The organism is Novosphingobium sp. HR1a (genome assembly GCF_015594425.1).
Lineage (GTDB): Bacteria > Pseudomonadota > Alphaproteobacteria > Sphingomonadales > Sphingomonadaceae > Novosphingobium > Novosphingobium resinovorum_A.
In genome coordinates this window covers 86,664-98,714 of record NZ_JABXWS010000004.1, presented here as the reverse complement: position 1 = coordinate 98,714, position 12,051 = coordinate 86,664, and the positions used below count along the sequence as shown (strand labels likewise).

The following is a 12,051-nucleotide window of genomic DNA, read 5'->3' as shown; positions in this document are numbered from 1 at the left end:
CGGGGACCGATTCAGGCGAGAGCCAGAACGTCTCAGCCCCATCCGGTGAAGGTTAGCGGCCGCCCCGGACAGGTCCGGGGCGGCCCGCAGGGGATCAGTGGTGCACCGTCTCGCCGATGACCGGAAGGGTCTCGAACTGGTGGTACGCCGGCGGGCTGGAGAGCGTCCACTCAAGCGTGGTCGCGCCTTCGCCCCAGTAGTTGTCACCCACCTTCTTGCCTGCGGTGAAGGCGTAGATGATGTTGATGAACCAGATCACCAGGCTGAAGGCCATCACCATGTAGCCCACGGTCGCGATGTGGTTCCAGTGGGTATAGGCTTCCGCGTAGTCCGGATAGCGGCGCGGCATGCCCTGCAGGCCCAGGAAGTGCATCGGGAAGAAAATCATGTTCACGCCCACGAAGAAGATCCAGAAGTGGACGTGGGACAGGAACTCCGAGTGCATGCGGCCGCTCATCTTCGGGAACCAGTAGTAGAACCCGGCGAAGAGCGCGGTCACCGCACCCAGCGACAACACGTAGTGGAAGTGCGCGACGACGAAGTAGGTGTCGTGCACCACGTCGTCGATGCCGCCGTTGGCAAGGTATACGCCGGTGACGCCGCCCACGGTGAACAGGAAGATGAAGCCCATCGCCCATACCATCGGCGACTTGAACTCCACCGAACCGCCCCACATCGTGGCGATCCACGAGAAGATCTTCACGCCGGTCGGCACCGCGATGACCATGGTGGCGGCGGTGAAGTACATCTTGGTGTTCACCGAAAGGCCGGTGGCGTACATGTGGTGCGCCCACACGATGAAGCCGACCACGCCGATCGCGACCATCGCGTAAGCCATGCCGAGGTAGCCGAACACCGGCTTCTTCGAGAAGGTCGAGATGATCTGCGAGATGATGCCGAAGCCCGGCAGGATCATGATGTAGACTTCGGGGTGGCCGAAGAACCAGAACAGGTGCTGGTAAAGCACCGGATCACCGCCGCCCGAAGCGTCGAAGAAGGTGGTGCCGAAGTTGCGGTCGGTCAGCAGCATGGTGATCGCGGCGGCGAGGACCGGCAGCGAGAGCAGCAGCAGGAACGCGGTCACCAGCACCGACCACACGAACAGCGGCATCTTGTGGATGGTCATCCCCGGCGCGCGCATGTTGAAGATCGTGGTGATGAAGTTGATAGCGCCCATGATCGAGCCGGCACCGGCAAGGTGCAGCGCGAAGATGCCGAAGTCCACCGCAGGTCCGGGCGAACCGCTGGTCGAGAGCGGGGCATAGACCGTCCAGCCGGTGCCCGCGCCGTTGCCCGTGCCGCCCGGCACGAAGGCGGAGCACAGCAGCGAGCAGAAGCCCGCCACCGTCAGCCAGAAAGAGATGTTGTTCATGCGCGGGAACGCCATGTCCGGCGCGCCGATCATGATCGGCACGAACCAGTTGCCGAAGCCGCCGATGATCGCGGGCATCACCATGAAGAACACCATGATGAGGCCGTGCGCGGTGATCAGCACGTTCCAGGTGTGCAGCGTGGTGTTGAAGTCCGGGTTCACCGCGCCGAACCAGCGCGCGAAGGTGTCGAGATACTGGATGCCCGGCTCGTTCAGCTCGACGCGCATCATGCCCGAGAAGGCACCGCCGATGATCCCCGCGAAGATCGCGAAGATCAGATACATCGTGCCGATGTCCTTGTGGTTGGTCGACATGAACCAGCGCGCGAAGAACGCGGGCTTGTGTTCGGCGTGATGGCCGTGGTCTTCCGGGTGAGCCTGGAAGTGGTCAGCGGTGGTTGCCATGGTGGGGACCCTGTCCTCTCGTATCGCTATTTATTCGGCTTCGGCGGTCGCTTCGCCGGCAGGCGCTTCGGAAGCGTCTGCGGCGGGAGCGGCGGCAGGAGCCGCAGCGGATTCGGCGGCGGCCGCAGGCTTCTTCTGCCCGTCGATCTCCGCGCCGGCATGGGTCAGGACCCAGGCATTATACTTATCACGCGGCAGCGCCTCGACCGCGATCGGCATGTAGCCGTGCTTGGCGCCGCACAGTTCGGAGCACTGGCCGTAATAAACGCCCGGCTTCTCGATGAAGAGAACCTTCTCGTTGATGCGGCCCGGCACCGCGTCCAGCTTGAACCACAGCGAGGGCACCGCGAACGAGTGGATCACGTCGGTGGCGGTGATCTGCAGGCGGATCGGTTCGCCGACCGGCACGACCATGCGGTTGTCGACCTCGAGGTGCGACGGACCGTCCCAGGGCTTGGAGCCGACTTCGCGCACGCCGTTGTTGACCACCGGCTGGCCGGGGATGTTCAGCATGTTCGAGATCACCTCGAAGTCGCCGTTATCCGGGTATCCGTACGTCCAGAACCACTGGTTGCCGGTGACCTTGACGGTCAGCGCGGTCTTGGGCGCGGGCTTGTACTGCTTGGCGATGAGGTCGATCGAGGGCACCGCGATGCCGATCAGGATCAGCACCGGCGCCAGCGTCCACACCACTTCGAGCACGGTGTTGTGGCTGGTTTTCGACGGCACCGGATTGGCGCGGCGGTTGAAGCGCACGATGACGATGGCCAGCAGCGCCAGCACGAACAGCGAGATGATGAGGCAGATCCACAGCAGGCCGTGGTGCAGCCATTCGCCGTATTCACCCGTAGGCGAGAACTGCTGCTGGAGGTTGATACCGCCGTCGACCGGCATGCCGATTCCCGGCGTCGGCTTCATCGGGGTATAACTTCCGGCGGAAGGAGCGGCGGCGTCCTGCGCCATTGCAGGCGCGGCGAACGTAAGCACGCTGGCGAGAGCCCCGTTAAAGGATAGTCCAAGGGCTCTGCGAACCCTTCCTGCACCAATGGAAATCTTGCCCAATGTCATGGTTTTTTGCGCTTCCACTTCCTTCGAACGCCCGTGCCGTATCAACGACTTCAGACGCACCCCTGTCATGGCGGCGTTTTTCGCCCCCTTTGGGCCGGGCTATACGCGGCCTTGCCGCCCGTCTCAAGCGCCTCTAGGGGAATTTTTGCCGCAAGCGCCAGACGAACTGCGCGCGAACACTCGAAAAACGCTCCAGAGGTATAGTTGCAAATGCTCGAAGAAGAGGTCCTCGCCGAATTCCGCGCCTGCAAGGCGCTGCTGGAAGGACACTTCCTGCTGTCGTCCGGCCGCCACAGCGCGTACTATCTTCAGTGCGCCCGCGTCCTGATGAACCCCGACCGCGCCGCACGTCTTGCCGTCGCCATCGCATCCAAGCTGCCGCACGACATTCGCAAGCAGATCACCAAGGTCGTCTCGCCCGCGATGGGCGGCGTCATCATCGGCCAGGAGATGGGCCGCGCCCTGCAGGTCGACGCGATGTTCGTCGAGCGCCCGACCGGCACTTTCGAACTGCGCCGCGGTTTCTCGCTGGAACCGGGCGACAAGGTGCTGATGGTCGAGGACGTGGTCACCACCGGCCTGTCCAGCCGCGAAGCCATCAAGGCCATCGAGGAAGCCGGCGGCACCGTGATCGCCGCGGCCTCGCTGGTCGATCGCTCGGCCGGATCGGTGGATCTGGGCGTGCCGTTCTTCCCGCTCGTGGCGCTCAACTTCCCGACGTATGCGCCGGACGAACTGCCGCCCGAACTGGCCTCTTCGCAGGCGGTGAAGCCCGGCAGCCGCGCCCAGTAAATCTCGGAACGTCGCTCCCTGATCGGACAATCCTTCGACAAGCTCAGGATGATAGAATGAACGTGCTCAAGCCCGCCCGCCTGCGTCTCGGCGTCAACATCGACCATGTCGCGACGATCCGCAACGCGCGCGGCGGCGAGCATCCGGACCCGGCCCGCGCCGCCCAGATCGTGGCGCGTGCAGGGGGAGACGGCATCACCGTCCATTTGCGCGAGGATCGCCGCCACATCCGCGACGACGATCTCTTCCGCGTCGCGGAGGCGACCGGCCTGCCGATCAACCTGGAGATGGCGGCAACCGACGAGATGCTCGAGATCGCCCTGCGCCACCGTCCTCACGCCGCCTGCATCGTGCCCGAGCGGCGCGAGGAGCGCACGACCGAGGGCGGCCTCGACGCGGCGGGCCAGCACAATCGCCTCGCGCCCATCGTCTCGCGCCTGTCGGACGCAGGGATTCGCGTCAGCCTCTTCATCGCCCCCGAGCCGCGCCAGATCGAGGCCGCGATGAAGCTCGGCGCCCCGGTGGTGGAATTCCACACCGGCGAATATGCCCATGCCGAGGGCGAGCAGGTGGCGCATGAGTTGCGCCGCATCGTCGACATGTCGGCGCTCGCGGCCAAGAACGGCATCGAGCCGCACGCCGGGCATGGCCTGACGTACGAGAACGTCCAGCCCATCGCGGCGATTCCGCAACTGGCGGAACTCAACATCGGTCACTACCTCATCGGCGAGGCGATCTTCATCGGGCTGGAAGCCAGCGTGAAGAAGATGCGCGCGCTGATGGACGAGGTGCGGTGATGACGAAGCAAGCGGGAGCCCGGGCATGATCATCGGTCTCGGCTCGGACCTGTGCAACATCGAGCGAATCGCCAACTCGCTCGAACGCTACGGCGACCGCTTTCTGGGTCGCGTCTTCACCGAGGTGGAGCGCGCCAAGGCCGCCCGCCGCCCGCACACGATCGCGGGCACGCTGGCCAAGCGCTTCGCCGCCAAGGAGGCGTTTTCCAAGGCGGTCGGAACCGGGTTCAAGGCGGGCGTGTTCATGAAGGACATCGGCGTCGTCAACGCTCCCTCCGGCGCGCCGACGCTGGCGCTGACCGGCGGCGCGAAGGAACGGCTGGATTCCATGATCCCCGCAGGCCATGAAGCCGTGGTTCACCTGACACTCACGGACGACCACCCATGGGCGCAGGCCTTCGTGATCATCGAAGCGCGCCCCCTCTCCTAATCGCCGAGTTTCCCCCCGCATGACCGAACAGACCGCCCGGCCAGACTCCCTCGAACAGGCCAAGCCGGCAAGGCAGCCCCGCACCACCAACTGGTGGCAGGAGCTACGCGGCCTCTTCCTCATGCTGCTGGGCGTGCTGGCATTCCACTCGCTGGTGGCCAAGCCTTTCTACATCCCCTCGATCTCGATGATGCCGGGGCTGCTGGTGGGGGACCGGCTGGTCGTGTCGAAGTATCCTTACGGCTGGAACTGGTCGTCGCTGAGCTTCCACCTGCTGCCGCGCTCGACCACGCGCATCCTCGGCTCCACGCCCGCATACGGGGACATCGTCATCGTCGTGCCCGGCAATCGCAAGGCCGACCTCATCAAGCGCGTCGTCGCCCGTCCGGGAGACCGCATCGCCGTGATCGACGGCCGCATCCGCCTCAACGGCAAGTTCATCCCGCGCGAGATCGAGCCTCCGGTGCAGATCCCCGCCGACGACAAGCTGACCTGCGAAGGGCAGGAACCGGGCCACTGCTACGACGGCTTCGAGCAATACCGCACCCGCCTGCCCTCGGGCCGCGAGGTCTACGAACTGCCGACCTACCGCGAGACGCTGCCCAACGGGGCCAGCTATCAGGTGATCGACTATGTCACGCAGAGCCTCGACAACTATCCCGAGGTCACGATCCCCGCAGGCCACGTCTTCCTGATGGGTGACGACCGCGACCGTTCGGCGGACAGCCGCGCGCCCTTCACCACCAATTGGCAGGGCCAGCCCGACGGCGGCCTCGGCGGTCCGGTGCCGCTGTCCGACATCGGCGGACGGGCGGAGTTCATCACCTTCTCGCTCGATGGCTCGCAAAGCTGGAACCCGCTGACCTGGTGGAGTTCCATGCGCGACGGGCGGGCCTTCACCAGCCTGCGCCCGCGCGTCGATCCCGCCAAGGCGTACTGACCGGGCATGGCGCGCAAGTTCCTCTACGTCATCGCGGGACTGACGGTAGCGGTGCTGGCGCTGATGCTGGCCCTTTGGTTCTGGTCCGAGGACCTGACCGAGATGGCCTTCGTGCCCAACGTTTCCTTTGCGGAACAGCAGGCGCTGCCGCCCGAATCGTGGAACAACCCGGCGATGTGGGTCGCGCGGCCGGGCCTGAAGGACGATCCCTCCTCGTGGCTCCCTCCCGGCATCGAGGCCCCCAAGACAAAACTCCCGGTCGCGGTCTTCTTCGTCCACCCCACCAGCTACATCGCGCGTGACGCCTGGAACGCCGCGCTGGACGACACAGTCAGCCGCGACCGCGCGAACCTCTTCGTGCAGGGCATGGCCAGCCCGTTCAACGAGGGCGAAGTCTGGGCGCCGCGCTACCGGCAGGCCGCCGTCGGCACCTTCCTGACCGCAAAGCCCGAAGCCGCGCAGGCGATCGACCTTGCCTACGCCGACGTGCTCGCCTCGTTCGAGATATTCACGCGCAACCTGAGGCCGGACCAGCCGATCGCGCTGGCGGGCCATAGCCAGGGCGCGTTCCTGCTGCGCCGCCTGATGCGCGACCGCATCGCCGGGACACCGCTGGCGCAGCGCCTCGTCGGGGCATGGGTGATCGGCTGGCCGGTCTCGCTGGAGCATGACCTGCCGAAGATGGGCGTCCCCGCCTGCGAGCGCGCGGACGAGCACGGCTGCATCGTCAGCTGGCTTTCGGTCGCCGACCCGGCGGATACCGCGATGCTGCTCAAGGCCTATGCACGGCGCACCGGGCTCGACGCGAAGTCGGTGGCGGGCAGCGCGTTCCTGTGCACCAATCCGCTGACGGGCGTGCCCGGCAGCGCCGCAGGGGCCGAGGCGAACCTCGGCACCCTCGTGCCCGACTTCAAGGCGCGGAGCGGAAACATGGCCGCGCAGGTCGTCCCCGCGACTTGCAGCCCCGACCACTTCCTCCACATCGGCCCGCCGCCCAAGCTCGACCTCGGGGCCTATGTGCTGCCGGGCAACAACTATCACCTCTATGACGTGACCCTGTTCTGGGCGAACCTCAGGGCCGATTTCGAAAGGCGCACCCAAGCGTGGCTGGCGAAGCAGCAAAAGTGACTCCGACCACCAGCGCGCTGGAGTTCCGCGAGGCCCTGCCGAACAAGGGCGCGCTGCTCGGCCTCGACCTCGGTACCCAGACCATCGGCACCGCGTTCTGCGATGCCGGCTGGCGCATCGCCTCGCCCGGCAAGACGATCAAGCGCGGCAAGTTCGGCGCCGACAAGGCGCTGATGGAAAACCTGATCCGCGAACGCTCGGTCAAGGGCATCGTCATCGGGCTGCCGCTCAACATGGACGGCTCCGAAGGCCCGCGCGCGCAATCGAGCCGCGCCTATGCCCGCAACCTGTCGGTGCTGGGTTTGCCGATCCTGCTGTGGGACGAACGCTGGTCCACCTCCAGCGCCGAGCGCGGCCTCATCGAACAGGACATGAGCCGCGCCAAGCGCGCCACGCGTATCGATTCGGCAGCGGCGGCGGTGATCCTGCAAGGCGCCGTCGATGCGCTGGCCGGGGGGCTGTTCTAGAGGGGCGCTGGACGGAATTGCCGTAGGCGCCCTAATTGCGGACCTCGCCTGATCCTCCCTGTCGCGAAGCGATGGGGAGGATATATGGCAGTTCCCCACCCAAGCCGGACCTTCCGCTCCGCCTGACCCTGCCGAAACCCCGCCACCTCAACCCAGCGTCAGCACCACCGTCAGTCCCGCGCGCGGCGTGGTGTCTTGCAGCACATGCCGCTGTGCGTCAGCGCGAGCGCGGTCGAGGATGGCCGGTGCCACGCGCGGATCGTGGATGACGACATCGGCAGCGCCCAGCAGGCGGGCCTGGCGCAGCGTCAGGTCGTCGGGATCATCGCTGCCAAGGGTGATTTCCACAAGCTCGCCCTCATCGGCGATGGCGTCCTGCAACCAGCCGTCGACCCGCTCAGCGCTGCTCGCGACAAGCGGATCGAGTATGCCGCCCGCCGTCAGCGCCGCATCGAGTGCACGGCGGCGGTCGCCTGCTTCGGGGAAACGTTCGCGTAAGCGGCCACGCGCGGCCTGCAACGCGCTCGCCAGCACCCCCAGCGATTGCGGCAGCAGCGCTTCCAGCCGCAGCCGCAATTGCTTGGCAAGACCCGCCGAAGCGCCCCCGGTCCCCACCGCGATCAGCACCGGCGAACGGTCGAGGATCGAAGGCACCGTGAAATCGCACAAGGCCGGACGGTCGGTGGCGTTCACCAGCATCCCCGCGCGGCGAGCCGCCGCGACGTCCGCCTCGGCCTGCGCCTCCTCCTCGTGGACGACGAAAGCCAGCTTAGCGCCCGCCGCTACGCCTTCGGAAATGTCGGTGTGGACCACGCCTCCTGCGCGCTCGACCAGCCTTCGCTTGGCTGCGGCGGCTTCCCCCTCGCCAAGCACGACGACCGGACGGCCCGCGATGCGGTGGAACAGGGGGAGACTTTCGATCATGCCGTCAGGCGTAGCCCGCCCACCCCGCTGCGACTAGGCGATAAATCGCCAAGTCTCGCTCCCCTCCGCCATTCGACAAGCTCAGGATGAGCGGGAGGGGTTGGGGGTGGGCCTTGTCCTTCAGTCCAGCCAGGCCGGAACCTGCTCGGCGGCGAGGATCGTGGCAGGTTCGATGCGGTTGGCGACGAGCGCCCACTTGTCGCCGTCGACCATCACCTCGGGCACCAGCGCGCGGCTGTTGTAGGTGTTCGCCATCGTCGCGCCATAGGCACCGGCAGTGCGGAACACGCCGAGGTCGCCCGCCTTCACCACGTCGATTTCGCGCGCCATGGCGAACGTGTCGGAGCTTTCGCAGATGGGGCCGACGATGTTCGCGGTCATCGTCTCGCCCGAGGGGTGCACGGCCGCGAAGTCGTGCCAGGCATCGTACATCGCCGGGCGGGCGAGGTCGTTCATCGCCGCATCGACGACGATCCACGGATTCGTCGTGCCCTGCTTGACGCGCACCACTTCGGTCACGAGCACGCCCGAGTTGCCGGTGATGACGCGGCCCGGCTCGAACATCAGGGTGACGCCCCAGTCGCCGGCGACCTCGGCCACCATGCGGCCATAGTCTGCGGGCGTCGGCAGGTCGTCGGTCGCCTTGTAAGGCACGCCGAGACCGCCGCCGAGATCCATGTGGGTGACGGTCAGGCCCTGCGAACGCAGCGTCTCCATCAGCGCACCCATCTTGATGAACGCCTGACGCGAGGGTTCGAGGTCGCTGATCTGGCTGCCGATGTGGACGGCAAGGCCGCGCATCTCCAGCCCCGGCAGCGCCGAGAGACGTTCGTAGATCCCTGCCGCGCGGTCGTAAGCGACGCCGAACTTGTTCTCGGCCTTGCCGGTCGAGATCTTGGCGTGCGTGCGTGCGTCAACGTCCGGATTGACGCGCAGGGTGCAGGTGGCCCTGGCGCCCAGTTCCGCAGCGATCTCGGAAAGTTCGACGCCCTCTTCCTCGCTCTCGAGATTGAACTGGCCGATCCCGGCGCGCACTGCGGCGGTCAGTTCGGCGCGCGTCTTGCCGACGCCGGAGAAGACCACGTCCCCGGCCTTCATGCCCGCCGCCAGCGCGCGGTTCATCTCGCCTTCGGAGACGACGTCCGCGCCGTAGCCTTCCTTGGCCAGCAGGCGCAGGACGGCGAGGTTCGGGTTGGACTTCACCGCGAAGGCGATGTGGATGTTGGGCAGCGCGGAGAGCGCTTCGCGGAAGACCCTGGCGTGCCGCGAGAGCGTGGCGCGCGAATAGACGTAAACGGGGGTGCCGACTTCGCGGGCGATTTCGGCCAGCGGCACCTGTTCGGCGTTCATCGCGCCGTCTGTGATTGCAAAATGATCCATGGAAGATTTCTTACTCGGGCTGGCCGGATGCGGCTGTAGTCGGGTCGGGCTGCGGCGCCTCGGGCGGCGGCAGGTCGAAGGGATCGTCCTGCCGCTGCTCGGAACGAGTGCGCAGTTCGACGCTGCGCTCGGGAATGGCGATGGTCGGCAGCGTGAGCAGCTCCGCCGCCGACGGTTTGTCCGCCCGACCATAAGGCGCAGGCGGCATCGTCTGCCCCGGTTTGAGGCCGAGTGCCGACTGCTGCCCGCACGCGGCAAGACTGAGGAGCATCAGGACGGGAACGGCCTTCTTCATCGACGTATCACTCCAGACCCAGGGCGTCGCGGGCATCCGCCACGCGCAGGCGCACCTGCTCGGGCGCGGTGCCGCCGTGCGAGTTGCGCGCGGCGACCGAGGCCTCGACCGAGAGCGCGTTGAATACGCGCTCGTCGATGCGGCTGTCGATGGCCTTGAGGTCCTCCAGCGGCAATTGATCGAGCGGCACGCCGCGCTGCTCGGCCAGCTTGACCGCGGCGCCGGTGATGTGGTGCGCCTCGCGGAAGGGAATGTCGGCCTGGCGCACCAGCCAGTCGGCCAGATCGGTGGCGGTGGCGAAGCCGAGTTCGGCGGCGGCGCGCATGCGATCGGTCTTGAAACGGGTGTCGGCGACCATGCCGGTCATCGCCGCGATCGACAGCGCCAGCAAGCTCGCGGCCTCGAACACCGGTGGCTTGTCGTCCTGCATGTCCTTCGAATAGGCGAGCGGCAGGCCCTTCATCGTCATCATCAGCGACATCAGGCAGCCGGAGATCCGGCCCGAGTGCCCGCGCACCAGTTCGGCCGCGTCCGGGTTCTTCTTCTGCGGCATGATCGAGCTGCCGGTGGACAGCGCATCGGGCAGCGCCACGAAGCCGAAGGGCTGGCTGGCCCAGATGATGAACTCCTCGGCCAGACGCGAGAGGTGCAGGCTGCACTGGCTGGCCGCCATCAGGTAATCGAGCGCGAAGTCGCGGTCGGACACGGAATCGAGGCTGTTGTCGGTCGGCGCGTCGAAGCCCAGCGCCTGCGCGGTCATCGTGCGGTCGATCGGGAAGCCGGTGCCGGCCAGCGCGGCGGCGCCCAGCGGGCTGCGGTTCATGCGCTTCCTCGCATCGGCGAAGCGCGAACGGTCGCGGCCGATCATCTCGTAATAGGCCATCAGGTGGTGGCCCAGCGTCACCGGCTGCGCGGTCTGCAGGTGGGTGAAGCCGGGCATGATGCTGTCGGCATGTTCACCGGCACGGGTCACCAGCGCGACCTGCAGCGCCTGCAGCCCCGCATCGGCCTGGTCCATCGCATCGCGCACCCAGAGGCGGAAGTCGGTGGCGACCTGGTCGTTGCGAGAGCGCGCGGTGTGGAGGCGCCCGGCCGCCGGACCGATGAGCTGCGCGAGGCGCGACTCGGTGGTCATGTGGATGTCCTCGAGGTCCCAGTCCTCGGGCACACCATTGGCTTCGTACTCGGCGGCGACGGCGTCGAGGCCGTCGCGGATGGTCACCGCGTCGGCGTCCGAAACGATGCCGCAGGCGCCCAACATCGCGACGTGGGCCTTGCTGGCGGCGATGTCCTGACGCCACAATGCCTTGTCGAAGGGAATCGAGGCGTTTATCTCGCGCATGATTGCCGACGGTCCCTGTGCGAACCGTCCGCCCCACATTGCATTGGAGCCTGTCGCCTTGCTGTCTTCCCGTTCGCTCAAGTCGCTCGTCCTGTGTTCGCTGGCCGGGGCCTCGGCCCTCGTGATTGCGGGCTGCGATAGTAAAGGGAACAAGGACGCGCAACCGGCGCCTTCCGAAGAAGCATCGCAAGCCGGCGCGGCAAAGCCCGCCGAGGCCGGCGGCAAGGTCGATCGCTCGCACAAGGGCGAGCCGATGCCGACCGTCAGCCTGGTCGACAATACCGGCGAAAGCCTCGACCTCTCCTCGTTCAAGGGCAAGCCGCTGCTGGTCAACCTGTGGGCCACGTGGTGCGCACCGTGCATCGCGGAAATGCCCACGCTCAACAAGCTGATCGACCGCGAGGGCGAACTGGGCGTGACGATCCTGCCGATCTCGCAGGACATGGGCCAGACCGACAAGGTCGTCGAAATCCTGCGCCGCCGCGAACTGGAGCAGATCCAGCCCTGGGTGGACGAGCAGGGCGACCTCGGCTTCCAGTACGGGGGCAACCTGCCGGTCACCATCATGTTCGACAGGCAAGGCAAGGAAGTGTGGCGCTATACCGGCGGCAACGACTGGACCTCGCCCGAGGCGCTCAAGCTGATCGCCGAGGCCAAGTAAGCCGGCGCCTTCTCAAGCTGACGGTTTACGCAGGTGACCCGGTCCAGAGG

General features: G+C 66.7%; 13 protein-coding genes. 7 read left to right on the top strand and 6 right to left on the bottom strand.

The window, feature by feature from the left end; translation table 11 throughout:
- Window positions 1-94: 94 nt before the first annotated feature.
- Together ctaD and coxB are read right to left on the bottom strand one after the other, a co-directional pair.
- A complete protein-coding gene (gene ctaD, locus HWN72_RS01060) occupies window positions 95-1,777 on the bottom strand; it encodes a cytochrome c oxidase subunit I (RefSeq protein WP_211149547.1) in 1,683 nt (560 codons plus the stop codon).
- Between the two features lie 30 nt (window positions 1,778-1,807).
- A complete protein-coding gene (coxB, locus tag HWN72_RS01055; protein WP_211149546.1) occupies window positions 1,808-2,845 on the bottom strand; it encodes a cytochrome c oxidase subunit II in 1,038 nt (345 codons plus the stop codon).
- A gap of 210 nt (window positions 2,846-3,055) precedes the next feature.
- On the opposite strand from coxB, the gene pyrE reads away from it, so the two are divergent.
- The 6 genes from pyrE to ruvX are packed head-to-tail and all read left to right on the top strand — an operon-like array spanning window position 3,056 to window position 7,399.
- Complete coding sequence (gene pyrE / locus HWN72_RS01050; RefSeq protein ID WP_008831550.1) at window positions 3,056-3,637, top strand: orotate phosphoribosyltransferase; 582 nt, start codon at window positions 3,056-3,058, stop codon at window positions 3,635-3,637.
- Between the two features lie 56 nt (window positions 3,638-3,693).
- Window positions 3,694-4,434 (top strand): pyridoxine 5'-phosphate synthase, encoded by a 741-nt coding sequence (locus HWN72_RS01045; protein WP_008831549.1) that lies wholly within the window; start codon window positions 3,694-3,696, stop codon window positions 4,432-4,434.
- Between the two features lie 25 nt (window positions 4,435-4,459).
- Complete coding sequence (acpS, locus tag HWN72_RS01040) at window positions 4,460-4,864, top strand: holo-ACP synthase (protein ID WP_069708861.1); 405 nt, start codon at window positions 4,460-4,462, stop codon at window positions 4,862-4,864.
- Window positions 4,865-4,883: 19 nt separating this feature from the next.
- Window positions 4,884-5,804 (top strand): signal peptidase I, encoded by a 921-nt coding sequence (gene lepB / locus HWN72_RS01035; protein WP_008831547.1) that lies wholly within the window; start codon window positions 4,884-4,886, stop codon window positions 5,802-5,804.
- Between the two features lie 6 nt (window positions 5,805-5,810).
- Entirely contained in the window at window positions 5,811-6,932 is a 1,122-nt protein-coding gene (locus tag HWN72_RS01030) for a DUF3089 domain-containing protein (protein ID WP_211149545.1), read from the top strand.
- The gene (gene ruvX, locus HWN72_RS01025; protein WP_211149544.1) at window positions 6,929-7,399 is read left to right on the top strand and encodes a Holliday junction resolvase RuvX; all 471 of its coding nucleotides are present in this window, start codon (window positions 6,929-6,931) and stop codon (window positions 7,397-7,399) included. Before HWN72_RS01030 ends, ruvX begins: the two co-directional genes overlap by 4 nt.
- Before the next feature lie 147 nt (window positions 7,400-7,546).
- On the opposite strand, the gene HWN72_RS01020 is transcribed toward ruvX, so the two are convergent.
- From HWN72_RS01020 to argH, 4 genes are all read right to left on the bottom strand, one after another.
- Window positions 7,547-8,323 (bottom strand): bifunctional precorrin-2 dehydrogenase/sirohydrochlorin ferrochelatase, encoded by a 777-nt coding sequence (locus HWN72_RS01020; protein WP_211149543.1) that lies wholly within the window; start codon window positions 8,321-8,323, stop codon window positions 7,547-7,549.
- 120 nt (window positions 8,324-8,443) lie between these two features.
- Complete coding sequence (gene lysA, locus HWN72_RS01015) at window positions 8,444-9,703, bottom strand: diaminopimelate decarboxylase (RefSeq protein WP_211149542.1); 1,260 nt, start codon at window positions 9,701-9,703, stop codon at window positions 8,444-8,446.
- Between the two features lie 10 nt (window positions 9,704-9,713).
- Complete coding sequence (locus HWN72_RS01010; RefSeq protein ID WP_008829988.1) at window positions 9,714-9,998, bottom strand: hypothetical protein; 285 nt, start codon at window positions 9,996-9,998, stop codon at window positions 9,714-9,716.
- Between the two features lie 7 nt (window positions 9,999-10,005).
- Window positions 10,006-11,379, bottom strand: coding sequence for an argininosuccinate lyase (gene argH, locus HWN72_RS01005; protein ID WP_211149580.1), 1,374 nt, complete (start codon window positions 11,377-11,379; stop codon window positions 10,006-10,008).
- A gap of 19 nt (window positions 11,380-11,398) precedes the next feature.
- Here argH and HWN72_RS01000 point away from each other — a divergent pair, with 19 nt between their 5' ends.
- Window positions 11,399-12,001, top strand: coding sequence for a TlpA disulfide reductase family protein (locus HWN72_RS01000; protein WP_036529461.1), 603 nt, complete (start codon window positions 11,399-11,401; stop codon window positions 11,999-12,001).
- Window positions 12,002-12,051: the final 50 nt, after the last annotated feature.